Origin of the sequence: Pseudomonas sp. Sample_14, from assembly GCF_004307515.1 — a bacterium.
Lineage (GTDB): Bacteria > Pseudomonadota > Gammaproteobacteria > Pseudomonadales > Pseudomonadaceae > Aquipseudomonas > Aquipseudomonas atacamensis.
Window position 1 is genome coordinate 26,486 of record NZ_RCOC01000019.1, and the last position, 26,395, is coordinate 52,880.

24 protein-coding genes and 1 pseudogene are annotated in these 26,395 nt (G+C 61.3%); 12 read left to right on the forward strand and 13 right to left on the reverse strand.

Features of this window, described 5'->3' with window-relative positions; all coding sequences use genetic code 11:
* Positions 1 to 660 carry a S24 family peptidase gene (locus D8U61_RS04250; protein ID WP_038861876.1) on the reverse strand — a complete coding sequence of 220 codons (660 nt, stop codon included), beginning with the start codon at positions 658 to 660 and terminating at the stop codon, positions 1 to 3.
* 130 nt (positions 661 to 790) lie between these two features.
* On the opposite strand from D8U61_RS04250, the gene D8U61_RS04255 reads away from it, so the two are divergent.
* Positions 791 to 1,189 carry a DUF3077 domain-containing protein gene (locus tag D8U61_RS04255; protein WP_125927407.1) on the forward strand — a complete coding sequence of 133 codons (399 nt, stop codon included), beginning with the start codon at positions 791 to 793 and terminating at the stop codon, positions 1,187 to 1,189.
* A gap of 104 nt (positions 1,190 to 1,293) precedes the next feature.
* Here the strand turns inward: D8U61_RS04255 and D8U61_RS04260 are convergent, their stop codons facing one another.
* Positions 1,294 to 1,512, reverse strand: a complete 219-nt coding sequence (locus D8U61_RS04260) for a hypothetical protein (protein WP_125927390.1) — start codon at positions 1,510 to 1,512, stop codon at positions 1,294 to 1,296.
* 97 nt (positions 1,513 to 1,609) lie between these two features.
* On the opposite strand from D8U61_RS04260, the gene D8U61_RS04265 reads away from it, so the two are divergent.
* On the forward strand, positions 1,610 to 2,761 hold the full coding sequence (locus D8U61_RS04265; RefSeq protein ID WP_122698442.1) for a M14-type cytosolic carboxypeptidase: 1,152 nt from the start codon (positions 1,610 to 1,612) through the stop codon (positions 2,759 to 2,761).
* Positions 2,762 to 2,820: 59 nt separating this feature from the next.
* Here the strand turns inward: D8U61_RS04265 and D8U61_RS04270 are convergent, their stop codons facing one another.
* Both D8U61_RS04270 and D8U61_RS04275 read right to left on the reverse strand, forming a co-directional pair.
* On the reverse strand, positions 2,821 to 3,366 hold the full coding sequence (locus tag D8U61_RS04270) for a cytochrome b (protein ID WP_024013443.1): 546 nt from the start codon (positions 3,364 to 3,366) through the stop codon (positions 2,821 to 2,823).
* Positions 3,363 to 4,469 (reverse strand): catalase family peroxidase, encoded by a 1,107-nt coding sequence (locus D8U61_RS04275; RefSeq protein WP_130926472.1) that lies wholly within the window; start codon positions 4,467 to 4,469, stop codon positions 3,363 to 3,365. The genes D8U61_RS04270 and D8U61_RS04275 overlap by 4 nt, the downstream gene beginning before the upstream one ends.
* A gap of 156 nt (positions 4,470 to 4,625) precedes the next feature.
* Here D8U61_RS04275 and D8U61_RS04280 point away from each other — a divergent pair, with 156 nt between their 5' ends.
* From D8U61_RS04280 to D8U61_RS04295, 4 genes are all read left to right on the forward strand, one after another.
* Complete coding sequence (locus tag D8U61_RS04280; protein WP_016775320.1) at positions 4,626 to 5,132, forward strand: sigma-70 family RNA polymerase sigma factor; 507 nt, start codon at positions 4,626 to 4,628, stop codon at positions 5,130 to 5,132.
* Complete coding sequence (locus tag D8U61_RS04285; RefSeq protein ID WP_122508109.1) at positions 5,129 to 5,884, forward strand: anti-sigma factor; 756 nt, start codon at positions 5,129 to 5,131, stop codon at positions 5,882 to 5,884. Before D8U61_RS04280 ends, D8U61_RS04285 begins: the two co-directional genes overlap by 4 nt.
* 97 nt (positions 5,885 to 5,981) lie before the next feature.
* Positions 5,982 to 7,112 carry a cell division protein ZapE gene (zapE, locus tag D8U61_RS04290; protein ID WP_130926473.1) on the forward strand — a complete coding sequence of 377 codons (1,131 nt, stop codon included), beginning with the start codon at positions 5,982 to 5,984 and terminating at the stop codon, positions 7,110 to 7,112.
* Positions 7,113 to 7,271: 159 nt separating this feature from the next.
* A complete protein-coding gene (locus D8U61_RS04295; RefSeq protein WP_130926474.1) occupies positions 7,272 to 8,585 on the forward strand; it encodes a protein kinase in 1,314 nt (437 codons plus the stop codon).
* A gap of 102 nt (positions 8,586 to 8,687) precedes the next feature.
* On the opposite strand, the gene D8U61_RS04300 is transcribed toward D8U61_RS04295, so the two are convergent.
* Positions 8,688 to 9,392, reverse strand: coding sequence for a YebC/PmpR family DNA-binding transcriptional regulator (locus D8U61_RS04300; protein ID WP_073471330.1), 705 nt, complete (start codon positions 9,390 to 9,392; stop codon positions 8,688 to 8,690).
* Between the two features lie 221 nt (positions 9,393 to 9,613).
* Between D8U61_RS04300 and tssI the strand changes: the two genes are divergently transcribed.
* Complete coding sequence (gene tssI, locus D8U61_RS04305; protein ID WP_130926475.1) at positions 9,614 to 11,002, forward strand: type VI secretion system tip protein TssI/VgrG; 1,389 nt, start codon at positions 9,614 to 9,616, stop codon at positions 11,000 to 11,002.
* Positions 11,003 to 11,010: 8 nt separating this feature from the next.
* Here the strand turns inward: tssI and D8U61_RS04310 are convergent, their stop codons facing one another.
* Both D8U61_RS04310 and D8U61_RS04315 read right to left on the reverse strand, forming a co-directional pair.
* Positions 11,011 to 12,402, reverse strand: a complete 1,392-nt coding sequence (locus D8U61_RS04310) for an FAD-dependent oxidoreductase (RefSeq protein WP_130926476.1) — start codon at positions 12,400 to 12,402, stop codon at positions 11,011 to 11,013.
* Positions 12,403 to 12,474: 72 nt separating this feature from the next.
* Positions 12,475 to 13,800 (reverse strand): MFS transporter, encoded by a 1,326-nt coding sequence (locus tag D8U61_RS04315; RefSeq protein WP_130926477.1) that lies wholly within the window; start codon positions 13,798 to 13,800, stop codon positions 12,475 to 12,477.
* 271 nt (positions 13,801 to 14,071) lie between these two features.
* Between D8U61_RS04315 and D8U61_RS04320 the strand changes: the two genes are divergently transcribed.
* Positions 14,072 to 14,944 (forward strand): LysR family transcriptional regulator, encoded by an 873-nt coding sequence (locus D8U61_RS04320; protein WP_024013451.1) that lies wholly within the window; start codon positions 14,072 to 14,074, stop codon positions 14,942 to 14,944.
* 125 nt (positions 14,945 to 15,069) lie between these two features.
* Here D8U61_RS04320 and D8U61_RS04325 read toward each other — a convergent pair whose 3' ends face one another.
* Positions 15,070 to 15,936, reverse strand: coding sequence for a LysR substrate-binding domain-containing protein (locus tag D8U61_RS04325; protein ID WP_130926478.1), 867 nt, complete (start codon positions 15,934 to 15,936; stop codon positions 15,070 to 15,072).
* A 113-nt stretch (positions 15,937 to 16,049) separates the two neighbouring features.
* Here D8U61_RS04325 and D8U61_RS04330 point away from each other — a divergent pair, with 113 nt between their 5' ends.
* Together D8U61_RS04330 and phnX are read left to right on the forward strand one after the other, a co-directional pair.
* Positions 16,050 to 17,159: a 2-aminoethylphosphonate--pyruvate transaminase gene (locus tag D8U61_RS04330; RefSeq protein ID WP_130926479.1), complete on the forward strand. Its 1,110-nt coding sequence runs from the start codon at positions 16,050 to 16,052 to the stop codon at positions 17,157 to 17,159.
* A gap of 142 nt (positions 17,160 to 17,301) precedes the next feature.
* Positions 17,302 to 18,129 (forward strand): phosphonoacetaldehyde hydrolase, encoded by an 828-nt coding sequence (phnX, locus tag D8U61_RS04335; protein WP_130889198.1) that lies wholly within the window; start codon positions 17,302 to 17,304, stop codon positions 18,127 to 18,129.
* Positions 18,130 to 18,213: 84 nt separating this feature from the next.
* On the opposite strand, the gene D8U61_RS28195 is transcribed toward phnX, so the two are convergent.
* From D8U61_RS28195 to D8U61_RS04355, 3 genes are all read right to left on the reverse strand, one after another.
* A complete protein-coding gene (locus D8U61_RS28195; RefSeq protein WP_277751627.1) occupies positions 18,214 to 18,831 on the reverse strand; it encodes a hypothetical protein in 618 nt (205 codons plus the stop codon).
* Positions 18,832 to 19,087: 256 nt separating this feature from the next.
* Entirely contained in the window at positions 19,088 to 20,011 is a 924-nt protein-coding gene (locus D8U61_RS04350; RefSeq protein ID WP_130926480.1) for a pyridoxal-phosphate dependent enzyme, read from the reverse strand.
* 162 nt (positions 20,012 to 20,173) lie between these two features.
* Positions 20,174 to 22,213 (reverse strand): NADPH-dependent 2,4-dienoyl-CoA reductase, encoded by a 2,040-nt coding sequence (locus tag D8U61_RS04355; RefSeq protein WP_130926481.1) that lies wholly within the window; start codon positions 22,211 to 22,213, stop codon positions 20,174 to 20,176.
* Between the two features lie 208 nt (positions 22,214 to 22,421).
* Here D8U61_RS04355 and D8U61_RS04360 point away from each other — a divergent pair, with 208 nt between their 5' ends.
* The gene (locus D8U61_RS04360) at positions 22,422 to 23,552 is read left to right on the forward strand and encodes a nitrilase-related carbon-nitrogen hydrolase (RefSeq protein ID WP_130926482.1); all 1,131 of its coding nucleotides are present in this window, start codon (positions 22,422 to 22,424) and stop codon (positions 23,550 to 23,552) included.
* A 3-nt stretch (positions 23,553 to 23,555) separates the two neighbouring features.
* Complete coding sequence (locus tag D8U61_RS04365) at positions 23,556 to 24,596, forward strand: AraC family transcriptional regulator (protein ID WP_056788764.1); 1,041 nt, start codon at positions 23,556 to 23,558, stop codon at positions 24,594 to 24,596.
* A gap of 389 nt (positions 24,597 to 24,985) precedes the next feature.
* Here the strand turns inward: D8U61_RS04365 and D8U61_RS04380 are convergent, their stop codons facing one another.
* Entirely contained in the window at positions 24,986 to 25,840 is an 855-nt protein-coding gene (locus D8U61_RS04380; protein ID WP_110645465.1) for a DUF2242 domain-containing protein, read from the reverse strand.
* Between the two features lie 92 nt (positions 25,841 to 25,932).
* Positions 25,933 to 26,056, reverse strand: a pseudogene (locus D8U61_RS28020) (LysR family transcriptional regulator); the annotation flags it as partial.
* Between the last annotated feature and the right edge of the window lie 339 nt (positions 26,057 to 26,395).

Below are 26,395 nucleotides of genomic sequence, written 5' to 3' on the forward strand. Positions count from 1 at the left end.
TCAGTAACGCGCCGTTGCCTGAACCACCACGCCGATGATCCGGCATTCATCGGTGAGCAGGGTTTTCGGCCAGGTCGGGTTGAGCGGCACCAGGTAGCGCTGGCCGGCCTGTTCGTCGAGTTTGCGGAAAATCGCTTCTTCGCTGTCCGGCCACTGGGCGATCACCAGTTTGCCAGGCACTGCCTCCAACTCTGGGTCAACCAGAATCAGCATGCCCTCGGCAATGCTCTGGCCGCTCGGCGCGGTCATCGAATCCCCCGTCACCGTCAGCCAGAACGCCGCACCGCCGCGAGCGTGGTAATCCGTCAGTTCGAAGCGCTGCTTCGCTGATGCTCCGGGATAGCTCGCCGCAGTGTCACGCACTTCGCACGGTGCACGCCAATCGCAGACCGGATAACGGAAGTACGGGTTGTACTTCTGCGCCAGCGGCATTTCGTCTTCCGGCGTCGGCTGCGGCTCGCGAATCACCAGAACGACTTCCAGGAAGTCCATTCCCAGCGCCTTGAGCACGCGGTTCATTTCGGTAACACCGGGTTCGCGACGCTTGTTCAGCCAATGACCGATCCCGCCCTGGGACATGCCGACGCGCTCTCCGAGCTCTGTTTGAGTGACTTTGAGTTCACTCATCTTGGCCTTGACCAACTCAATCCATTTATCCATGTGCCGCACCTTACGCGGACGTCTTCGACCGGCAAAACACATATTGTAGTATTTAAATCCTAGTCACAAATACAGGCGGTACTATCCTAGAGGAACGGACTTTCAATCGAACATGGAGTGACGTTTCATGATGAACATCAGCAGCAAAGACCTGCCCGATCTGCAAATCGACACCAGCTTCACCTCCCCTCAAGGCAATGCCGCCGCACAGCGCGCGCTGGACTACTACTTGAAACCGGCTGTTTCAGAACCCGAGACGGACGAACGTTTTTTCAATGTCAAAGGCCATCTCAGCGGCGAAGAAGCGCTGGTGCATGCCTCGGATCTGTTGCGATGTGCAGCCGCCACCGCGTTCAAGGCCGCAGAAAACCTGCAAGGCACCAATCGCGATCTGGCCTTTTCGGTGGTACACATGGTGGATATGGCGCGGGCGATGGTCGACCATTCGATCGACAACGACGAAGTCACGGCGGACAAGGTACGGGCGGGCAGGAAAGAATTTTCCCATCGCGCAGATAAAAACATTTGACTTGCAAATGATAATGATTATTATTGCAAGCAGCTGGTCGCGAGATCAGTCGATGGACCAGAGACCTTAGGTCGGTCTTCTGGACTATCTCCTCATCAGGCTAATCACGGTTTTTGACCCGGCTTTTTGCCGGGTCTTTTTTTGCCCGTTTTTCGGGCTTGTGTCTTCAGGCTAATGAAGTCTTTAGGTGCTGCAAATTCGATGGCGCGGATAATATCAAAAGAATATTGATTGGCAAGCCGAGCCCGGCCACATTGGGCAAAACTAATGGCAATCAGCACTTGAGAATCAATCGCATAGCCTCTAAGCTGCTGGCGCGTCACGGAAGACGCCCCCCCCGCTACACCCGCAATTCCCCTCGGTTTCAGCCCTGCCTGCGTGTAAAGTACCGGTCATAAAAATCCTGCTCTGGAAGCGATTATGACCGTGGCCAAATCTTCGTTCGACATCAGCGCCAATTTCGACAGCGGCAATATCCAAGTCATCGACATCAGCAACCCGCTCAATCCGGTTCTGGCCATCCGCCCGGACACCCGCAGCGCTCATTTTCAGTGGTTCCACTTCAAGGCCAGCGGCCTGCATGTGCATCAGGAACACTGGTTTCGTCTGGTCAATGCCAGCCAGTCCTCCTATAACAAGGCCTGGACCGGCTATCAGGCAGTTGCTTCCTACGACCACGTCAACTGGTTCCGCATCCCCACCAGCTTCGAAGGCGACAGCCTGCGCTTCTGCCTCGAAGCCGAACAGACCCACGCCTGGTTCGCCTACTTCGAGCCCTACAGCCGCGGCCGCCACGACTGGTTGATCGAACAGGCGCTGAGCAAGGCTGGCACCGAATTGCTGGCGACCGGCAAAAGTGTCGAGGGCCGGGACATTCAGCTGCTGCGCAAAGGCACCGGTGCCGAAGGCCAGCGCAAGATCTGGATCATTGCCCAGCAGCATCCGGGCGAGCACATGGCTGAATGGTTCATGGAAGGTGTGATTGAGCGTCTGGAGCGCCAGGACGATCCGGTATTGAACAAACTGCTGGCCAGCGCCGATCTGTATCTGGTGCCGAACATGAACCCGGACGGCGCCTTCCACGGCCACCTGCGCACCAATGCCATGGGTCAGGACTTGAACCGGGCCTGGCAGAACGCCAGCCAGGACATCAGTCCGGAAGTGCTTTTCGTCCAGCAGCAGATGGAAAAATATGGCGTCGATGCGTTTATCGACGTGCACGGCGACGAGGAAATCCCCCACGTCTTTACCGCCGGCTGTGAAGGTAATCCTGGCTTTACACCGCGCATCGAAAAGCTTGAAGAGCATTTCCGCAGCCATCTGAAGCACACCACCAAAGACTTCCAGACCACCTACGGCTACACCCGCGACGAACCGGGACAGGCCAACATGACCCTGGCCTGCAACAGCGTCGGGCAGAAATTCGACTGCCTGTCGCTGACCCTGGAGATGCCGTTCAAGGACCACGACGACCACCCGGACAAGATCACCGGCTGGTCGGGCAAACGTTCCAAGCAACTGGGCAAGGATGTGCTGACCACCCTCGCCGACATGGTCGACACCCTGCGCTGATCCCCTCCTCTGTAACGACAAAAGATCGCAGCCGACCTGCGATCTTTTGCGTTACAGGGTCAGCCGCGATCACGCCCGCGCAACATGCTGTCGAGCACTTCGTCACGGCGTACCCAGCCATGGAACAGCGCCGCCGCCAGGTGCAGCAGCACCGTCAGAAACAGCAGATACGCCAGATAGCCATGGGACTTGCGCAGCACCGCAAACAGTTGCGCGTCAGCCGGCACAATCGACGGCAGATGCAGCGACGCCGTGAGCATCACCGGCTCGCCCGAGGCACTGATCATCGCCCAGCCGAGCAGCGGCAACACCAGCATCAACGCATACAACAAGACGTGGGAAGCCTTGGCTGCCAGCACCTGCCAGCCCGGCAGATCATCCGGCAGTGGCGGTTGGCGGGTGGTGAAGCGCACCAGCAGGCGCACGATCACCAGCGCCAGAATCGCGATGCCCAGCGGCTTGTGCAAATGAATCAGCCATTCATGGCGAGACGACACCGAAGTGACCATGCCCGCACCGATAAACAGCATGGCGATGATCATCAGCGCCATCAGCCAGTGCAGCAGGCGCGCCAGCAAAACGAAATGCGTCGGTTGCTTGCTCATGGACGAACCTCCTGTTTGGCGGCGGGCAACTGGCTGACTTCGCTGGTGCGACGCAGGTAGGAATCGGCGTAGCCGGCAGAACGCGCGGCCAGCAGTGGATCTTCCGAGCCTTGAATCCCGGCCGGCAGCACCAGCGGGTCGTAGTTGATGTCGCGGCATTCACCGCTGAGCTGCGGCTGGGTTTTCTCCAGCACCAAAGTCCCGGCGTTCAGCACTTTGCGATTTGCGGGCCAGGTCTTGCTGGCATCGTTGACCGGGTCGTCGGCGTTGGCCAGGGTGATGTTCAACTGGAAGCGCAAGGGTGCGGCGGCCAGGCGTTGCACCAGGTCCTTCTCGAGAAAGTCCGCGCCTTCAGGGGCCGTGGCATCTGCCGCGTCCTGCGCCAACGGGGTCATGCTCCAGCGCACGGCCTGTTTTTTACCGTTGCCATCGACCAGATAGAACGCATTGATGCTGTTATAGGTTTCGGTGGCGTAGCTGGCCGAAGGCTTGGCGGTCTTCACCCACGTCAGAAACGGCACGGCTTCCGGATGTGCGGCAAAAAATGCCGGCACCTTCGTCGGGTCTGGCTTGCCGGTGGCTGGATCCGGCGACTGCGCCTGCTGCAATTGGTAAAACGCTTCAGGCGTGCCCACCGGAAACACCGGCATGCTGTTCATGCCGGTGCGCCATTGCTGACCGTTCGCCTGGGTGAAGCGCAGCGCCAGACTGCGGATCGGTACGGCGCTGTCCGGCGCATAGGGATTGCCGGCCGGCAAGGCAAAACGCCCCACCACCGGTGTCTGCGGCAGGTTGAACACTTGTGCTGTAGAGAATGCCCGCGCCTCGCCGCTGCTTTCGAAATGGCCGATCACGCACACGCCCTTGGCGTGATTGCGACGAAAGCCGGGATGCACGCCGTTGTTCTTTTCCAGCACATCAACCAACGCTTTTGGCGTCAATCGTTGTGGGTCAAGGTTGCCATGCACGTAGGCAAACGCCCCGGCCACGGCGGCGACAATCACAGCAATGGCGCCCAGACGTAAAACCAGGCTCGCGGCGCTCAGTGGCTGGCGCGGCGGCCTGCCGGGCGGTGCAGCGTTGGGGGACGAGCGATCAACCATGAATATCTCCAGGCCATCGGCCACAAGTGGAAAGAGTCAGCAAGACGCACCCCGTCCGGGTTTATTCCACGGCGCGGTATTTATTTTTGCGCACGGGGAATAACCTGCGCTGACGGGCGTCTTCCTAGTCCACAGCGTAGCGACCAGCAGAAATTCATGAGCGAATTCGACGAACAGTTGAGAGAAATCATTCCCAGATTGCGCCGCTTCGCCGTGTCGTTGACGCGCAACAGCAGCAGCGCTGACGATCTGGTCCAGGCCAGCCTCGAGCGGGCGCTGTCGGCCTGGGGCGAGAAACGCGCCGAAGGCGACTTGCGCGCCTGGCTATTCGCAATTCTCTATCGGCAATTTCTCGATGCGCACCGTCGCTCGCGGCGCTATGCGCGAATGCTGGAATTTTTCACCGGTCGCGACGATGCCGAGCCGTCGGTGGAACGTACGGTGATTGCCCAGTCGACCCTGCAAGCCTTCGAACGCCTGCCCACCGAACAGCGCGCTTTGCTGCTGATGGTCTCGGTGGAAGGTCTGTCCTATAAAGAGGTCGCCGAGATCCTCGGCGCCCCGATCGGCACCGTGATGTCGCGCCTGTCCCGCGCCCGCCAGGCCTTGCGCCAACTCAGCGACGGCGAAATCAGCAGCCCTTCCTTGCGGATACTCAAATGATCAGCCTGCCTCCCAGCGAACGTGATTTGCACGCCTACGTCGACCACCAGCTCAGCGACGCCGATCGGCGCGTACTTGAGACCTGGCTGGCCAGCCACCCTGAAGAAGCGGCTCAGGTGCGCGCCTGGCAACGCGACGCCCAGCAGTTGCGCGCAGCGCTGAGTGGCGCCTTGCAGCAACCGGCCAATCCGGCGCTCGACCCGATGATGATTCGCCAGCGCCGCCGCCAGCAGTCCCGTCGGCATCTGGCCAGCGCGGCGGTGTTGCTGATCGCCGTCAGCGTCGGCGGTTTCAGTGGCTGGCAGGCCCGGGAAATGACCCTGGCGCGCCCTGCGCAATTGCCGATGACTGACGCGTTGCAAGCCTATCGTCTGATCGCCCAGCAAGGCGTACTGCCCGCCGATTACAAGGTCGACAGCGATGGCGACATGCAGCGTTGGCTCGACCGCTACTTCAGCGGTGCCGGGCGCTTGCCGGACTTGAAAGCTGCCGGATTCGAGCCGGTCAGCGGGCGCTTGCTCAGCACCGATGAAGGCGCGGCGGCGATGGTGATGTATGAGGATGGCAGCGGTCACAAAGTGAGCTTTTACCTGCGTCCACCGGGGCCGAAAAACACCCTGCTGCCGCGTGGCTCGCGCAGCGATGGCGATCTGCAGGCCGATTACTGGTCAGGGCCGGGCTACAACTATGCGGTGGTCAGCCCGACCGACTCGCCGGCAGCGCAGTTGCTCAAGCAATCGCCACCGTTCTGATGATGATATTTCATGGAGCCGACGCCCGAGCTCTGGTTACACTGGGGCCACCGCGCTCGCTGGGGAGCCGGTCTGAGAAACCAGGAGCCTGTCCCGCGTGCCCGCCCGAACGCCGAAACGATCACGACTGAGCCAACGCTGGCCGTTGCTGCGCCGCCTGTTCGGCAAAGGCCTGCCCGCCAGCGCCGGGCACGATGCTCATGCCGCGACCATCCGCGATTATTTCCGCGACAAGGCCAAAAGCCGGGGCTACACCCTCAGCCGCAGTCAGCAGCAAGTCATCGACTGCATGGCGCAGCAAGCCAGCGTGCTGCTCGGCGACAGCGGCCACACACCGCCGAGTCTGTACCTGTACGGCGCCGTCGGGCGCGGTAAAAGCTGGTTGCTCGACGGTTTTTTCCAGGCACTGCCGATCACGCGCAAACGCCGCCTGCATTTCCATCAGTTCTTTGCCCGGTTGCACGACGGCATGTTCCGTCATCGCCAGGAGGAAGACGCGCTGGAAATCACCTTGGACGAACTGCTGGAAGATTGCCAGGTGCTGTGTTTCGACGAATTTCACGTGCATGACATCGGCGATGCGATGCTGATCACGCGGCTGTTCAAGGCCCTGTTCAAACGGCAGATCATGCTCCTGGTGACCTCCAACTATGCACCCGAGGGCCTACTGCCCAATCCACTGTATCACGCGCGCTTCAAACCGGTGATCGAGCTGATCAACACGCGCATGCAAGTGATGGAAGTCGGCGGCGCCCACGACTACCGCGCACTCAACCGCCAACACACGCATCAAGTGTTTACCCAAGGACATTACGTATGGCCGGCGACGGCAGCTCAACGTCAGACACTGGACCTGCCACCAGCCGACGCGCCGGCCCTTGCCCTCGAAGTTGGCAAGCGCCAGCTTCAGGCCCGTTTTTGCCAAGGCCGGCGAGTCGCGTTCACCTTCAACGATCTGTGTGAACAGCCAACGGCAGTGATGGATTATCTGCAACTGTGCCAGCGTTTCGACCAGTGGATCATCGATGACCTGCCGCAGCTCGGCGAATGTCCGATCGCCGTGCAGCAGCGCTTCATCAATCTGATCGACGTGCTCTACGATCAGGACAAACACCTGACCCTGCTCGGCCAACTGCCGCTGGGCCAGAGCCTGGAAGGTCACGCCATTGACCTGGCGCGCACGCGCAGCCGGTTGGGGCAGTTGCAGGAAATCCACGCTCCCAACTGACTCCCTACCCTGTGAGAGCGAGCCCCGTGAGAGCGAGCCTGCTCGCTCCCACAAGGTCCCGGGACAACTCAAAATCCGTTCAGCATCCGCTTTACCGCTATCATGTCGCCCATTCCAGCGCCCCCCGCGTCGCTCCACCGATCAATAGCGAAACCAGACATGCACACCCTTGCTCAACTACGCGCCGGCGAGCTGTCCGGCATCACCCGCCTCGACCTGTCTTGCGGGCTGACCGAATTCCCCAACGAAATTTTCCAACTGGCCGAGACGCTGGAAGTGCTCAACCTCAGCGGCAACGCGCTGAGCAGCCTGCCGGACGACTTGCATCGCCTGACCCGCCTGCGCGTGCTGTTCTGCTCCGACAACCAGTTCAGCGAACTGCCGGCCTGCCTCGGCCAGTGCACCGCGCTGACCATGGTCGGCTTCAAGGCCAACCGCATCGTCAATGTGCCCGCTGCCGCCCTGCCGCCGCAGCTGCGCTGGCTGATCCTCACCGATAACCGCATCGAAAGCCTGCCCAGCGAACTCGGTGAACGCCCCGCTCTGCAGAAGCTCATGCTCGCCGGCAATCGGCTGCAAACGCTGCCAGACTCCCTGCGCCACTGCCATCGGCTGGAATTGCTGCGCATCGCTGCCAACCAACTCAGCGAACTGCCGCAGTGGTTGCTGACCTTGCCGAGCCTGACCTGGCTGGCCTACGCCGGCAATCCGCTGGAGACCGAAGCCGATGCCGCTGCCCTTGAGGCCACGCCGCTGATCGACTGGTCGGCGCTGCGCCTGGAGCAGCAACTGGGCGAAGGCGCTTCCGGGGTGATTTCCAAGGCAGTCTGGCAGCGCGACGACGGCACGGCGCAGGCGGTTGCGGTGAAGCTGTACAAAGGCGAGATGACCAGCGACGGCTCGCCGTTGCATGAGATGAACGCCTGCATCACCGCAGGCCTGCACCCGAACCTGATCCGCGTCGAAGGGCGCATCAGCGGCCATCCCGATCAACAGCAGGGGCTGGTGATGCAACTGATTGATCCGAGCTTCGGCAATCTCGCCGGTTTGCCCAGCCTGGACTCGTGCTCGCGGGATGTTTATGCCGAAGGTTGCCGGTTCCCCGCCGAGGTCGCCCTGCGCGTCGCCAAAGGCATCGCCTCAGCGGCCGAGCACCTGCACCGCCAAGGCATCACCCACGGCGATCTGTATGGCCACAACATTCTGTTGAACGATCGTGGCGATTGTCTGCTCGGGGATTTCGGCGCGGCGTCGTTTCATGCCACCGGCGATGATGTGCAGACGCGCGCATTGCAGCGCCTGGAAGTCCGTGCGTTCGGTGTGTTGTTGGGGGAATTGCTGGAGCGTGTCGACTCAGGATTGAGTACGGAGCGGCGCGCGCAACTGGAGGCGCTGGAACGACGTTGCTGTCAGGCCGATGTGCTGGGGCGGCCGGGGTTTAGCGAAGTAATCGAGGTGCTGGAGAATCTTTGACCGCTGCGCAGTCATTCGCGAGCAGGCTCGCTCCCACAATGGAATGCATTGCAAATGTGGGAGCGAGCCTGCTCGCGAAGAGGTCATTACTGGCGCGAGAGATCAGCCAGCCAGACCGACGAACATGTCCTGCACGTCATCATGGTTGTCGAGGCCTTCGAGGAACGCTTCGACTTCAGCCATCTGCTCGTCGCTCAAGCCGCTGACCGGGTTCTTCGGCTGGTAGCCGAGCTTGGCCGAGAGCACGGTGAAGCCTTGTTCCGGCAGGGCTTTCTGCACGGCGTCGAGGTCGGTCGGGTCGGTTAGGAACAGCGTCGCGCCCTCTTCACCCGGCTCGAAATCCTGGGCACCGGCTTCGATCGCAGCCATTTCCGGATCGGCATCCGGGCTGTCCGGCGAGGCTTCGATCATGCCGACGTGGTTGAACATCCACGCCACCGAACCGGAAGCGCCCAACTGGCCCTTGCGGAACGCCACGCGGATTTCCGCGACGGTGCGGTTGATGTTGTCGGTGACGCATTCGACGATCAGCGGCACCTGATGCGGGGCAAAGCCTTCGTAGGTCACGCGATGGTATTGCACGGTTTCACCCAGCAGACCGGCGCCTTTCTTGATCGCGCGATCGAGGGTTTCTTTTGGCATCGAGGCTTTCTTCGCCTGCTCGACCACCAGACGCAGGTGTGCGTTGGTGGCGGTATCGGCACCGTTGCGTGCAGCAATGGTGATTTCCTTCACCAGTTTGCCGAAGATCTTCCCTTTGGCGTTGGCTGCCGCTTCTTTGTGTTTAACCTTCCACTGTGCGCCCATTACTCACTCTCTTGATCTGTGGCGCCGAGACATCTATTGGCCGACGCGTGGCGGCAAGTTTATACGGCCTAAAGTCGGCAATCGACCAAAAAAACAGCCGACGGAATCGACATCTTCACCAAAGCATGTAGGGGGATTCTGAAAAGCGCCTTTGACATGACCATTCAGGCCGACGGTTTCGTACCCTTGAAACCCCGTATCGCCTGACAGGGCCTGCTCGAATGCTCAATGACAAGGAAAGTCCATTCACCCTTACGCTGACCGACAGCGGATTGCGCCTGCCGGTGGTGCGTTTTCGCGGCGAGGAAGCGCTGAACCAGCCTTACCGTTTCGACATCGAACTGCTCGCACTTGCCCCGGCCATCGTCCCGGGATCCTTCCTGCACAGGCCAGCCTTTTTGCGGCTCAGTGAGCAGCACGGGTTCCACGGCGTCATTTCCAGCGCCAGCTGCGAACATCGCGGGACCCATCGGGTCGGCTATCGACTGATTCTGGTGCCGCATCTGCAACAACTGGCGCAAACGCACAAGCGCCGCGTGCTTACTCACCTGAGTACGCCGCAGATCATCCAGCAACTGCTCGAAGAACATGCCCTGCCAGCGCACAGCTACCGCATTGAAATGAGCGTCGGTCACTACCCGGCAAGGGCGTTTTGCATTCAGTACGAAGAAAGCGATCTGGCCCTGCTGCAGCGGCTATGCGAAGAAGAAGGCATCCACTATCACTTCGAACATGGGCCGGACGGACACGTCGTGGTGTTCGCCGACGACAGCCTGAGTCTGCCGCAGGAACCGGTCGAAATCCCTTTCAATGCTGATGAGCAACCACCATCGCCCTGCGTCAGCGCACTCTATCAACAACATCGCGCGGCGCCCGTGCCGATGCTGCATGCGGTGCGCAATCGTGGCCAGCCAACCGGCAACGCCGAAGCCGCCAACGAGGTCTCGACCGAGTTGCCGATGCCCGCGCGATCGCCGGAACGTCTGTACGCCGAACAGCGCAGCCGGCGCCATCTGCAACGCCAGCGCTGCCAGTTGCGTTCCATTCACGGGCGCAGTGATTGCAGCGATTTGCTCAGTGGCCGACTGCTGCTTGTGGCCGATCACCCGATCCATCATTTCAACGAACAATGGCTGATATGCGCCGTGCGCCACCAAGGGCAGCACCCTTCGATCCTTGATCCGACGCCAAGCGTTCAGCGTTATCACAACGACTTCACTGCGCAGCCCTGGTCGACCGATTTCCGTCCGCCACTCAAACAAGCTCGCCCGAATATTGCCGGTTATCACTTGGCGAAAGTCGCGGGTGCGCCTGGGCAACCTGCGCAAGTGGACGAAAACGGCTGCCTCGCTGTAAGCCTGTGGCCGTCTGCGGATAAATCCGCCAGCGACGCCCTGTGGCTGCCGATCGCCATGAGCCGGTTCAGCGGCCCCGTCGCCATCGATCAATTACCGCGTGCCGGCAGTGACGTGTGGGTGAGTTTCCTCGACAGCGATCCGGACCGACCGATCCTGTGCCTCAGCCACGCACGCCAGCCACCGGAGCGCGAATCAGCGCCCGCGCGCGACAGCCTGTTGCTCGACTGGCTGAGCCACCGCGCCGAGCATTGATCGGCGCCTCAGCCTTTGTCCGCCTTGCCCGCCGCCGCCGCGAATTTCGCCAGGCGCACGTCCAGATGCCGAGGCCGGCGCCCGTGATCTTCGGCGCGCTCCTTGCGGCGGATGGCGTTGCGCACCATCAGCGAGCCGAGGTAGCGAATCGGTTCCGGCGGGAAATAACCCAGCGGCCCATTGACCAGCGGAGAACGGGTCCACGGGTTATCCAGGCCCTGCACCAGCGCGGCGAGAATCTGCCCGCCCATGTGACACGGGCCGACGCCGCTGCCGGAATAACCGAAGCCGTAAAACACATTGCCCGCCGAGCTCATCTGGCCGAAAAACGGCAAACCGGTCACCGAACGATCCGATGGGCCGTTCCACGTCGCGTCGATTTTGACCTCGGCGAAGGCCGGGAAGAAATCCGCGAGACTGCGCTTGAGCAATCCGGCATAAGGCGACGGCTGATCGAACACCGGCAGCATCCGTCCGCCATAGGCGAAGGTGTTGCCGCCCTTGCCGAGCATGATCCGGCCGTCCGGGGTGTTGTGGTAGTAATGCACGAAAATCCGCGAATCGAGGACGCTGACGCCGCTGGTCAAACCGATTTGCTGCAGCAGGTCCGGGCGCGGTTCGGTGATCAGCATGTCACTGGAAACGATCGCCACACTGCGCTCGAACTGAGGAAACGCGCGGGCCATCCACGCATTCATCGCCAGCACCACGCGGTCGGCGATGACCTTGCCGCTGGGTGTGTGGATGCGTGCCGGGCGGCCCTCTTCCAGACCGGTCATCGCCGTGCCTTCATGTATCTTCACGCCCAATTGCAGCGCCACCCGGCGCAGACCGCGTACCAGCTTGCCCGGTTGCACGCTGGCAGCCGCCGGGGAAAACCAGCCCTCTAGGTGTTTTGCTGAGCCAGCCATGCGCTGCACATCGGCGAGCGGGCGCTGGCTGAACGAGTTGATGCCATTACGCTCCAGCGCCGCGATCACCGCATCAGTTGCGCCGACCTGGGCGCGATTGGTCGCGGTGTACAGCGTGCCGTCGAGGCGGTAGTCGGCATCGACGCCGTACTGCTCGCAGAACTCGCCGATCGCATGGATGCTGCGCTCCGATTCCCCGACCAGACGCACCGCTTCTTCGACGCCGAACAAGCGCTCCAGGGTGAAATACTTGGCCGACCATGACAGTGCGCAACCACCGTTACGGCCACTGGCGCCGGCACCGCAGATGTCCGCCTCGATCAGCAGCACCTCAAGCTCCGGGTTTTGCTGCTTGAGCATGATCGCCGTCCACAATCCGGTGTAACCACCGCCAACAATGCACACATCCGTGCGCACCTCGCCTTGCAGCGGTGGACACTGCTCGGATGGGTCGGCCTGCAAGGCTTGCTCGAGCCAGAACGGTCGCATGGGAAATCTCCAGTCAGAAAGCCACGACGCAGCCTGCCGCGCACCGCGCAGCAGGCCACGGGGCGAAGGGTTTCAGGAACGCAGCGGTTTGACGCTCAGCGGGCAGTTGGGGATCGCCGCGCGCGGCTCCATCACGCCGACCGGCCGACTGTTCCAGTGCGGAATCAGCACCAGCGCCGAGAACAGCGCGCATCCGGCGAAGACGATAAACACCGTCACCGAGTCGAAGTAGCCCGGCAGCAAACCGCCGAGCACCGCGCCAACGGAGCCGCAGCCGTTGACGAAACCGGCGGCGGTGGCGCCGGCCTTGGCCTTGCCGAAATCGATGGCCGCTGCACCGCTGATCATCGAGTCCGGGCCATACAACGTCAGGCCCATGACGAACAGCAACGCGACGACCAACAACACGCTGCCGGTGTTCAGCGCGGCCATGAACAACGCCAGCGTCACGGTCAGCGCCAGCAGACTCAGCACGCAGGCCGGCATGCGTCGGGCGCCGAAGAGTTTGTCCGAGGCCAGGCCGATCATGATCGGCCCGAGCAATCCGGCCAGTTCAAACGCGGTGGGAATGATCGCCGCGCCGACCTTGCCGACACTGGGCATCTGTTCGAAAACAATCACAGGACCCCACAACAGAATCGCGTAGCGCGCCGGTTTCAGCAGGAAATACGCCAGGCCCAGCACCAGCACCGTGCGGTTGCGCAGTATTTCCTTCAACGGCTCCCACACGCTGAGTCTGCTGTTGGCTGCGGTTTCTTCGGCGGTCAGTTCCGGCTCGGGCTCCACCGCCGGCAAGCCGACGTCTTCCGGTTTGTTACGCTGGAAGATAAAGAACAGCACGGCGACCACCGCGACCACCGCCGCGCTGGAAATGAATGCCGCGTGCCAGGTGCCGACCAGCGTGTAGGCCCACCAGCCGGCGAACGGCGAGGCGACCAGACCACCAAACGCGTAACAGGAACTCCACAAGCCGAGCACCCGCCCGCGCTGCTCAGACGGGAAGAAGCTGCCAAGATTTTTACACAGCCCGGACCAGCCAGTGGACTGCGCCAAACCTTGAATCAACATGCACGTGGCGAAGATCGGCAATGTAGCGAAACTGCCCATCACCAGCGCCGCAGCGGCGGATATCAGCAAACCGCCAAGCACGACGACTCTTGGACCGAAGCGATCGGCGAGCATGCCCCAAGTGAACTGTCCGAGGGCATACGCCGCCAGATAGATCGCGTCGAGGTTGGCCATGGCCATTTTGTCGAGGGTGAAATCAGGGTCCTCGGCGATGCCCAGTTTGGCTACCGAAAAGGCTTTGCGGGTGAAGTAGAACGCGGCGTACGCGAGCCAGGTAATAGCGAAGATCTGCACGCGCCAACGCGCCAGGGTGCCGATGTGCTTGTTCATGGTGGTTCTGACCTCAGGGTGTGAGTGTGCCGGCAGAATCGATTAAGAAAAACGCCTGTGTTTTTTATTGTTGAGCACTGCGTTACCGCCCCTTCCCTTCGGCGATAGCGGTCAGATGAGTCTGCTGTTGCACGCACAGGCTCATGGGCCGGCGCTGCTGTTCGACCGAACAGTCAGCGATGGCGTGAGCCGATCAAAGCAATTACTGTTTAATAAATAAAATCGATTTATCGTATTTCACACATAAGCTGAGCTTGTTACTGGAGCCACCATGTCCGTCTCTCACGCCCAACTCAAAGCGTTCCACGCGGTGGCCGTCCATGGCAGCTTCACCCGCGCCGCCGAGCGGCTTTATCTGACGCAACCGGCGATTTCCGACCAGGTACGCAAACTCGAAGAACGCTTCGGCGTGCTGCTGTTTCACCGCAATAAACGTTCCGTGCGCCTGACCGACCTGGGCGAGCGCCTGCTGGCGATCACCCAGCGCCTGTTCGTGATCGAAGCCGAAGCGCAGGAATTGCTGCAGGAATCCCAGGCCCTGCAGACCGGCAGCCTGATTCTCGCAGTGGATGCGCCGATCCACGTGTTGCCGCAGATCGCGCGGTTCTGCGAACGCTACCCGGGGATCAGCGTGAAAATCGAAACCGGCAATACCGATGAATCGCTGTTTCGCCTGTTCAACTATCAGGCCGATCTGGCGCTGCTCGGCCGCGACGTGACCGATGAACGCTTGCTGTGCGTGCCGTTGCGCAACGATCCGATGGTGGCGTTCGTTTCGCGCAATCATCCGTGGGCCGAGCGCGAATCGATCTGTCTGGCCGATCTGGATGACACGCCACTGGTGCTGCGTGAGATCGGTTCAGTAACCCGGCAGACGCTGGAAGAAGAAATGGCTCGAGCGGGCTTGCGCATACGCCCGGCGATTCAGGTTGAAGGTCGGGAAGCGGCGCGCGAAGCCGTGGTGGTGGGGATCGGGGTTGGTGTGGTTTCAGCGGCGGAGTTCGGCGCCGACTCACGGGTCTGCGCGTTGCCGATCACCGACTGCACGAGGCGCCTGACCGAAACCCTGGTGTGCTTGCGCGAACAGAGTTCGCGGCGGGTGGTGGCGACGTTTCTCGATATGGTTCGCGAGAGCCTGACCTGACTCACTCCCTGTCCTGATCGTTCCCACGCTCTGCGTGGGAATGCCTCAACGGACGCTCCGCGTTCGGCTATTGGATGGGACGCAGAGCGTCCCGGGCTGCGTTCCCACGCAGAGCGTGGGAACGATCACGGTGCGGCTAGCGCCAGATCAAAAAACGCCTGAATCAAGCGCAACTCGCGCCGGCGCTCCATGCAGCCAATCATGTGCCGGTTCACCAGCCCTTCCCCGGCAATCGGGACCGCCACCACGCGCGGGTCATGACTGACCTCCACCGATGACACCACACCGACCCCCAACTCGGCCGCGACCGCTTCGGTCACCGCCTCGCGACTGTCCAGCTCCAGCAACACCCGCGGCTGAATCGACGCCTGCATACACGCCTGGTCAAACGTGCGCCGGGTAATCGAAGTCGGCTCGCGCAGGACCATGATCACTTGGTCCAGCTCCTTGAGCTTCACTTCCCCGGAGCGATTCGTCCAGCGATGCCCCGCCGGCACCAGCGCGCAGATCCGCGATTCGCTCAGCGCTTGCAGATGCAGGCCCTTGCGCGGCTCGACCTCGGTCAGCACCGCGACATCGGCGTGTTCCGACAACAGCGCCGCCAGGGTTTCCTGCGCGTTGCCCAGACGCAGGTTCACGGTGATGCCCGGATAGCGTGCGCGCAGGCTTGCCAGCATCGGCATGACCATGTGCGGCCCATCCGCCGCCACCTCCAGACGCCCGGTCAACAATTGCCGATTGGCCTCGAGCAGCGTCTGCGCTTCTTCCGCCAGGCCGAACATGGCGCGGGTGATCGCTGCCAGTTTGGTGCCCTCCTCGGTCAGTTCCACCCGTCGCGCGGTACGCCGCAACAAAGTGATCTGGTAGTGCTCTTCCAGTGCCTTGATGTGTCCGGTGACCGCCGGCTGGCTGATGAACAACCGCGCAGCCGCGCGGGTGAAGCTGCCTTCGCGGGCCACGGCATCGAAGGCGCGCAGCTGAAACAGATTCATGGATAACCCTCACTGATGGCTGGCATAACAACAAACAATTTGATTGATGCAGCGGCGAATTGCAACGTAGGCCCCGTAGCTTCATCCCACAGCGTTTTCGCGAGGACACACGAATGAGTACCGCCGCACCGATTCTGCTCACTCCCGGCCCGTTGACCACTTCGGCCCGCACCCGTCAGGCCATGATGGTTGATTGGGGTTCGTGGGATGACCGCTTCAACCAGCTGACCGCCAGCCTGTGCGAGCAATTACTGGCCATCCTCAACGGCGCCGCCAGCCACCATTGCGTACCGTTACAGGGCAGCGGCACCTTCGCTGTCGAAGCGGCGATCGGCACGTTGGTGCCGCGCGACGGCAAAATCCTCGTGCTGATCAATGGCGCGTATGGCAAGCGTCTGGCGAAGATCTGCGAAGTGCTCGGCCGGTCGTTCAGCACCTTCGAAACCGCCGAAGACGAACCGACCACCGCCGCCGACGTCGACCGCTTGCTGCGCGCCGACGCTGACATCACCCACGTGGCGCTGATCCACTGCGAAACCAGCACCGGCATTCTCAATCCGCTGGCCGAGATCGCCAAGGTCGTTGCGCAACATGGCAAACGTCTGATCATCGACGCCATGAGCTCATTCGGCGCATTGCCCGTGGATGCGCAGAAAGTACCGTTCGACGCGCTGATCGCCGCCTCCGGCAAGTGCCTGGAAGGCGTACCGGGGATGGGTTTTGTCTTCGCCCGCAAGGAATCTCTGGCCGCATCTGCCGGTAACTCGCACTCGCTGGCGATGGACCTGTACGACCAGCACGCCTACATGATGAAAACCGGGCAATGGCGCTTCACCCCGCCCACCCATGTGGTCGCGGCGCTGCACGAAGCGCTACTGCAATACAGCGAAGAAGGCGGCCTGCCAGCGCGGCATGCGCGTTATGCGGCCAACTGTCAGGCGCTGATGGAAGAGATGAACAAGCTCGGTTTGCGCAGCTTCCTGCCGGCGGCAATTCAGGCGCCGATCATCGCCACGTTCCATGCCCCGCAGGATCCGCGTTACCAGTTCAAGGACTTCTATGAGCGGGTCAAGGCCAAGGGTTACATCCTCTACCCCGGCAAACTGACCCAGGTCGAAACCTTCCGCGTCGGCTGCATCGGCCACGTCACCCCGGACGAAATGCGCCAGGCCGTAGCAGCAGTGGGTGAAGTGCTGCGGGAAATGGAAGTACTCGATATCTGAGCCCCACCACAAATCCCCTGTGGGAGCGAGCCTGCTCGCGAAAGCGTCGTCCCAGGCGACACATAGGCTGATGTCAGACCGCTTTCGCGAGCAGGCTCGCTCCCACATTTTGATCTCATATTCAAATCAGGAACTGATTGCCATGAACTACACCAATCCAAGCAAGCTGCAAGCCGCGATCCTCGACTGGGCCGGTACCGTGGTCGATTTCGGCTCGTTTGCGCCGACGCAGATCTTCGTCGAAGCCTTCGCCGAGTTCGATGTGCAGGTGTCGATTGAAGAGGCCCGTGGGCCGATGGGCATGGGCAAGTGGGACCACATCCGCACCCTCTGTGATCAGCCGCAAGTGGCCGAGCGTTATCGCAAGGTGTTCGGTCGCACGCCGACCGACGATGACGTCACCGCTATCTACAACCGCTTCATGCCGTTGCAGATCGAGAAAATCGCCGAGCACTCGGCCCTGATTCCCGGCGCGCTGGACGCCATCGCCCAACTGCGCGCGCAAGGCATCAAGATCGGTTCCTGCTCCGGCTACCCGAAAGCAGTCATGGACAAAGTCGTCGAACTCGCCGCCAGCAACGGCTACGTCGCCGACCACGTGGTCGCCACCGACGAAGTGCCAAACGGTCGTCCATGGCCGGCGCAAGCGTTGGCCAACGTGATCGCTCTGGGCATCGACGATGTTGCAGCGTGCGTGAAGATCGACGACACCGTGCCGGGCATTCTCGAAGGCCGCCGGGCCGGCATGTGGACGGTTGCGCTGATTTGCTCGGGCAACGCGCTGGGTCTGGATTATGAGGGTTTCCGCGCGCTGGGCAGCGATGAACTGGCCAGCGAGCGCAAGCGCATCCACGCGCTGTTCGCAGATTCGCGGCCGCATTACATGATCGACACCATCAGCGATCTGCCGAAAGTGATCGCCGACATCAACAAGCGTCTGGCCAACGGTGAGATGCCGCAAAACGCCTGAGGCTGGAAAACTAAAACACCGCTGATGGTAATCAGCGGTGTTTTTTTTGCACGGCCTTGAATGAAGACATCGCTTGGTTATGACTTATTCGGAAATAAGGTTACCTTGCGCATCGTACGCAAGACCATCGGGATGTTTAACACTTCCGTCCGGCAATTGTTCAGTTCCATCTTCCCAGACAATACGGCCATCCGGATATTCAACGGTATTATCCGGCCAGACGATTCGCCCGTCCGGATACTCTACCCGGCCGTCTTCATATTGAATGATGCCGTCGGGACGCTTGATCGAAGTTTTATCTACAGCGACTACGCTGCCGTCAGGCAGTGTGGTGGAGCCATCGACATTGACTTTCGCACCAATTGTTTGAATCAGCGTTATCAAGGCCACAGGATCGATGTTGATGTTAAGGGTCGGCCATGGCATTGGCGGACGCTTGGTGTCAACCGGGGCCACTGGTTTGGTTGGCGCCACTGGCTTGGTCGGCGCTACCGGCTTGGTCGGGGCCACTGGCTTGGTTGGCGCAACTGGCTTGGTCGGCGCCACTGGCTTGGTCGGCGCTACCGGCTTGGTCGGCGCCACTGGTTTGGTTGGAATTACTGGCTTGGTTGGCGCAACTGGTTTGGTTGGCGCAACTGGCTTTGTTGTTACCGGCTTTGACGTAGTGGTAGTAGGGCGAGGCTTCGAGATCGGACTTTTCATATTCACACTCAAATTGATAAATATAGTTTTGATCTTTAATAACAAACTAAAGAGCCGAGCCGACAATAATCACGCACAACCAACTATTCAAACCAAAAGAAACCACAAGATATAAACAACATAGAGTTACGCTGCGCAGACCAACGTACAACAATAACTTTCAATAAGCAGAAGTCATAAACCGTAAAACTTGCACTTCGATTGATTGCAAATATCATCACGCCGCAGGTTGGCATGTATTGATCGCGACCATCGGCTACATCGCTGCAAATCCGCGCCGTCCCTGCAGGCCACCCGTGTGGGCAAAGACCAGACGCGTGCCGACCGCGAACTCGCCTGACTCGACATGCTGCTTGAGCGCCAGCAAGGCCTTGCCGGTGTACAGCGGTTCCAAAGGGATGCCGCTGGTTTGCTCGGTCTGATCGATGAAGGTCAGCAACGCCTGGTCAACTTTGGCGAAACCACCACGGCTGGCATCGATCAGTTGATAGTCCGCCGCAGGCTCGGTGGCGTGCGCGAGGATCGACTCGATGTTCGGCGCTACGCCGTGATCATCCGGCACTGCCAGAGCACCGTACACCACGCGCTTGCCTTGCTCGGCGAGCGCCAGTCCGGCCAGTGTCGTGCCGGTGCCACAGGCCAGCCACCAGGCGTCGAAACCATTCCAGCCCAGCTTGGCCAATTGCTCTTCGGCCTGCTGTCTGATCGCTGCGCAACCCAAGGCGCCGGCCAGTCCACCACCGCCCTCGGGCACCGCATGCAGCGTCGGAAATTGCCCTTGCCATGGCACCCAGAATCCCGCTTCGTGCCGCGCGCGGTAGCCGGCGTAACCGAGCCAATGCAACTGCATGCCGAACGTTTGCAAATCCCGCACCGTCGGCGTGTCTTGCGGGTGCCCGCGCAGCAGCCCCACGGTTTTGAATCCCAGCCGCTTGCCCGCCGCCGCCAGCGCGTGCAGGTGATTGGAATGCGCACCGCCAAGGCTGATGATGCCCTCGGCGCCGGCACGCTCGGCGGCTTTGAGATGTTCAACGAGTTTGAACCACTTGTTGCCGCTGATCAGCGGGTCGATGCGGTCCAGGCGCAGGATCGCGACCTCGATGCCGGCGTCTGCCAGCCAGCCTAGACGGAGCGGTTCGAGGGGGGCTTGGGCTAGCCAGTCGGGGGGAGGCAAAAGCATAAATGCCGGCTCTGTCTGCAGAGCCGGCATCTTAACAGCAGTGGCAAAAAACCTGCTGTTTGCAAGCGAACCTGCTCGCGAAGGCGTCGTGTCAGGCGAAATCCTCATAGCTGACGCTCCGCTTTCGCGAGCAGGCTCGCTCCCACAGGTGATGCGGTGCGCTTACAACTCAGCCGCCAGCCGCGAACCCTGATTGATCGCGCGCTTGGCGTCCAGCTCCGCCGCGACATCCGCGCCGCCGATCAAGTGTACGTTCTGCCCGGCCTCAACCAGACCATCGTGCAACTCGCGCAACGGATCCTGCCCCGCACAGATCACGATGTTGTCCACCGCCAGCAGTTGCGGCTCACCGCTTTCGCCGATGCGAATGTGCAAGCCTTGGTCATCGATGCTCAGGTATTCGACGCTGTTGAGCATCTGCACCTGCTTGTTCTTCAGACCGGTGCGGTGAATCCAGCCGGTGGTTTTACCCAGACCGTCGCCGACCTTGGTTTTCTTGCGCTGCAACAGGAACACCTCACGGGCCGGCGCATCCGGCGCCGCATTGATGCCCGCCACACCACCACGGGCCTCCAGTTGCGTGTCGATGCCCCACTCTTTCCAGAACGCCGCGCGATCCAGACTGGTGGCCACGCCTTGATGAACGAGAAATTCCGAGACATCGAAACCGATCCCGCCAGCACCGATTACCGCGACACGCTTGCCGACCGGCTTGCGCTCGAGGATCACGTCCAGATAACTCAGGACCTTGGCATTCTCGACGCCCGGAATCGCCGGCACGCGCGGGGCGATACCGGTGGCGAGGATGATCTCGTCGTAACCGCCGTCAACCAACTTGGCCACGTCGACCCGGGTGTTCAGGCACACCTCGACATTCGTCGTTTGCAGCTTGCGGTTGAAGTAGCGCAGGGTTTCGAAAAACTCTTCCTTGCCCGGTACGCGCTTGGCGATGTTGAACTGGCCACCGATCTCGCTGGCCGAATCGAACAGCGTCACCTGATGACCGCGCTCGGCGGCCACGGTGGCGGCGGACAAACCGGCAGGGCCGGCACCGACCACGGCGATTTTCTTGATCTGCTGCACCGGCAGGTAATTGAGTTCGGTCTCGTGGCAGGCACGCGGGTTGACCAGGCAACTGGTGAGCTTGCCGCCAAAGGTGTGGTCGAGGCACGCCTGGTTGCAGCCGATGCAGGTGTTGATTTCGTCGGCACGCCCTGCGGCGGCCTTGTTGACGAAGTCCGGATCGGCGAGGAATGGTCGGGCCATGGAGACCATGTCGGCATCGCCCTCGGCAAGAATCTGCTCGGCAATTTCCGGGGTATTGATGCGGTTGGTGGTGATCAGTGGGATGCTCACCGAGCCGCGCAACTTGGCCGTAACCTTGCTGAACGCTGCACGCGGAACCTTGGTGGCGATGGTCGGAATCCGCGCTTCGTGCCAGCCGATACCGGTGTTGATGATCGTCGCGCCCGCCTGTTCGATGGCTTTGGCCAGCATGACGATTTCATCCCAGGTGCTGCCACCTTCGACCAGATCGAGCATCGACAGGCGGAAGATGATGATGAAATTCGGCCCGACCGCTTCGCGCACACGACGGACAATTTCTACCGGCAGGCGCATGCGGTTTTCGTAGCTGCCACCCCAGCGGTCGGTGCGGTGATTCGTGTGCGCGGCGAGGAACTGGTTAATGAAGTAACCTTCCGAGCCCATGATCTCGACGCCGTCGTATTCGGCGGTTTGCGCCAATACCGAGCAGGTGACGAAATCGCTGATCTGCTTTTCGATGCCCTCTTCGTCCAGCTCTTTGGGCTTGAACGGGTTGATCGGCGCCTGAATCGCGCTCGGTGCTACTTGTTTCGGGCTGTAGGCGTAACGCCCGGCGTGAAGAATCTGCATGCAGATCTTGCCACCCGCCTCGTGCACCGCGCGGGTGACGATGCGGTGCTTGAGCGCCTCTTCTTCAGTTGTGAGCTTGGCCGCGCCGGAATACACGCCGCCCTCGTCATTCGGGCCGATGCCGCCGGTGACCATCAGGCCGACACCGCCACGGGCACGTTCGGCGAAGTACGCCGCCATGCGCTCGAAGCCGCCCGGCTTTTCTTCAAGGCCAGTGTGCATCGAGCCCATCAGGGTACGGTTGCGCAGCGTGGTGAATCCCAGGTCCAGCGGGGCCAGCAAATGCGGGTAATGAGCGGCGGTCATCGGTAACTCCACAACGAGCGATCACGGAAAAGTTGCGGGAGCTCTGCGTCCCCCGTCAGTCATGTTCGACAGACTAAGAGTCGCACCGCTGTCACTCAATGACCGTAACTGACAAGTTATTGATCCAAATGCGCAGCGCCCCTTGGCAATCAGGGCCATGGGCCCTACCCTAGGCGCCACACTCTGTACCCGGCTGTTGTTGGTTTTCATGCGCAAACTTCTGTATCTGTTTTTCTCCATGGCCCTCGTTGCCGCCCTGACCACCTACGCCATGTGGGCGGCAGACCGGCCGGCGGGACATTACCTGTCGGACCTGCGCATCAAGCTCGCCGTCAATCAGGGCACGCCCGCCGACCGTGGCAATCTGCTCGGCATTCAGCCCGAACTGTTCCCCACCGATTACCAAAGCTCCGCACGCCTGCACCGCAAACTCGCGGCGTATCTGCAGCAGGCCCGCGATCAGGGCTTGCTCAACGAAAAAACCGTGGTGGTGTTGCCCGAGCACGTCGGCACCTGGCTGATGATCAGCGGCGAGAAAGACGAGTTGTATCAGGCGCCAACGCTGGCGGAGGCAATGAACTGGCTGGCGGCGAGCAATCCACTGCTGTTTGCCCGTGCCTGGCTGCGGGCCAAGGGCGAGCAACGTCTGGATGACGCTTATCTGCGGATGAAAGCGAAGGCCATGGCCAAGGATTACCAGGCGCTGTTCGGCGGTCTGGCCAAGGAGTTCCAGGTCACCCTGGTGGCCGGCTCCATCGTGCTGCCGGAGCCAAGCATCCGCGACGGCCGGCTCAAGCCCGGCAGCGGCGCCCTGTTCAACAGCAGCGTGGTTTTTGGTCGCGACGGCATACCATTGGGCCAGCCGCAGCGGCAGATGCATCCGATCTTTGATCAGCAAGGTGTGATTCAGGCCGAAGACAAACACGCCATCCAGGTCGTCGACACACCGGCCGGACGCTTGGGCATCCTGATCGGCAGTGACAGCTGGTATCCCGGCAACTACCGCACCCTCGATGAACAAGGCGCGCAACTGGTGGCCGTGCCGGCGCAGGTTATTGGTCAAGGCGCCTGGGACAAGCCATGGCGCGGCTACAAGGGTTCGAGCACGCCGGGCTCGGTCAGCCTCAAGCCCGGCGACCTCAGTGAAGGTCAGGCCTGGCATCGACTGACCCTCACCGCACAACCACCAAGCAGCCACGCGATTGCCGGCATGAGTGTGTTCATGCGCGGGCAGTTCTGGGACAAGCCGAGTACCGGCACAAGCTTTCTCAGCAGCAACGGCCAGCAGTTCGCCGATGGCGAGGCCCGTGGTGCGCGCTTGCTGAACGTCTGGCTGTAAACCATGAAGCCGCAGCCGATGCGCCTCGGGGATCTGTCGGTGGGTTTCGTCCATAGTCTGGCCGACGCCGTGCGCAGCCACGACGTCGATCCGCTGCCTCTGCTTGAACAATATGGCCTTGATGCCGCGCGACTGGCCGAGGCCGGGGCGCGCTTGTCGATCCCGCGATACATGCGCCTGGGCCATGCGGCGATTCAACTGACCGGCGATCCGGCCCTGGGCCTGCGCATGGGCCGGATGATCCGCTTGAATCAGGCCGGTCTGGCCGGCATCACTGCGGCGCAAGCGCCCACCGTGCGTGAAGCGGCCCGCTGCCTGACGCGCTTCGAGCCGCTGTACGGTTCCAACTATCGCGGGCAGTCCAGTTTCCACGAAGACGCCAACGGTGCGTGGCTGCGCTTCTACTCGATCAGCCCGTACAACGCCTATAACCGCTTCGTGGTCGACTCGATCCTCGCCGGCTGGCTGCATCAGTTGTCGAGCCTGTGCGGCGAAACGTTGCGCGCGGAGAGAATCGAAATCGAATTCGAAGCGCCGGATTACCGCGACGCCTACACAATGCTTGGCGACTGCCCGATCCAGTTCAGCGCCGAGCGCAATCAACTGCGCCTGAGCCTGAGCAGCCTTGCCCTGCGCAATCCCGAACATTGCCCGAGCACCTGGCGACATCTGCTGCAATTGTGCGAGCGGGAGCTGGAACAACTGACCCGCACCCGCAGCCTGCGCGAGCGCATCACTCAGTTGCTCGGCCCGCTGCTCAACGGCGGCCGCGAGCCGGATCTTGAAGAAGTCGCGGCACGCCTGAAACTGCCGACCTGGACGTTGCGGCGCAAGCTCACAGAGGAAGGCACGCAATTTCGCGCGATCCTCAATGACACACGCCGCGACTTGGCAATGACCTACATCCGCGACACCGAACTGGCGTTCGGCGAAATTGCCTACCTGCTGGGCTTTGCCTCAGCTGAAGCCTTCCAGCGTGCATTCAAGCGCTGGAGCGGGCAGACGCCCGGCGAATCCCGACGAAATTACCGCTCGGGAGCTTGAAGTTCAGAGCTCCGTCGCGTCGTCAGCCGGCTCTGGTTGATCCAGTTCAAAGGCCTGGTATTCGAGCAGTTCTTCCTGATACTCATCCATCGTATAAATCCCCCAAACCGCTCGCTGTGAAAATGGCCTGATCAATCGACCTGTGCCCCGAGCATAAAGTGCCCGTATGAAGGAAAAGTGAAACGCAGCCTTCATGAATAAAACGTAGCAGGTGGCTGGGGATTTATCGCGGCGATGATGTCGCAGGTATGTAACCAGATCTGAAGCCAACCCGAAAACCACTGTGGGAGCGAGCCTGCTCGCGAAGGCGGTATCTCAGTCTGATCATCTGTCGACTGATACACCGCCTGCGCGAGCAGGCTCGCTCCCACAGGGTCTCGCTTGGTTTCTTATTGGCCCGACGCAGGCATCGCCGGAATCGGCTCGGACGGTGGAGGAATATCCGGGTTGGTCGGTGGCGTGATGGTTTCGCTGGCCGGCGCGGGCTCTTCCACGGGCGCTGGCGCCGGCGTAATCGGCGTCGACTCCGCTGGCGGTACCACCGGTTCGGAACTCACCGGCGCGGCTTCAACCGGGGCCGGTGCAGGTTCCGCAGCCGGCGCAGGGACCGGTTCTGCTGCCGGTGTCGGCACCAGAGGCGCAGGTGCAGGTGCCGCTTTTGGTTCTGGCACACCAAGATCGGTTTTCGGCTTTTCTTCGATGTGTGCAGCTTTCTTCGCATCGGCGGGCAGGAACTGCTCTACCAGAGTGAAGAAGCGCTCGTAGAACTTCTGCGCCGTGACCGTCTCACTGGCGACCTTGACCATCGAATCATCCGAGGAGCCGATCGGCATCGACACCGAGCCCAACACACCAACCCCGAGGCTGGCCGAGTTGTTGGTCTTCTTCAACGCATAACGATCCTGCAAGGCGTTGGCGAACACCGTCGCATGATGGCCGGCGCTGCCATCTTCGGCGCAGACCACGTTGAAGCTGATCTCGAGATGGGTCTCGCCGGTCTGCTGGAAGCTCTTGTGACCGCTGACCAGCTTCGGATCACTGCTGGTAATGATGTAGCCCTGACTGAGCAACGCGCGCCGGGCCGCTTCGCAACTGGCGGTGTCGGTCACCGGATAATTGCGCGAAAAGGTGCCGGAGTCATCGAAGTTCTCATGCTCATAGATCGGCTTGTCCTTCGAACAACCGGCCACCGCAGTCAACAAAAGCGCCAGCCCGACAACACGCATGGGAGTGAAAATCAACATTGAACATCCTGAGGGAAAACAGTCCGGGGCGTATTGTGCAACAGATCGCCGCCCCATGGCGCATGGAATAGTGTCAAGAATCGGTTACAACTTTACCGGTCATGAGCGCCAGGAAAAAGCCGCGTGGACAAATGATCGATCAACGCGCGCAATTTCGCCGTGGCTTGTCGGCTCGACGGCCATAACACCCCAGAACCGACCGGCGTGTTCTAAATGCAAAAGAAAGGTAAAAATTCAAGATCAGGTCGGCTGTCAGGCCGCCTTCGCGAGCAGGCTCGCTCCCACAGACAGGCAAAAGCAAAAGATCGCAGCCTTCGGCAGCTCCTACACAATGAGCGCAAGCTCGAGTGCTTTTGATCTTGATCCACCGGCGACGTCGGAAGGCTGAGTGGAGGGATTGATCCGGGGGTGGGAGCGTAGCGACCGTCTGGCGCAGCCAGACACAGCGGAAGGAGGTGCAGCGAAGCAAACCGGAGCCGCTGCGCCCGGATCGATCCCGCAGCGAAGGAACCCGAGCCTGCGAGGGCCGAACGTAGGAGCAAGCCTTTTCGGTTA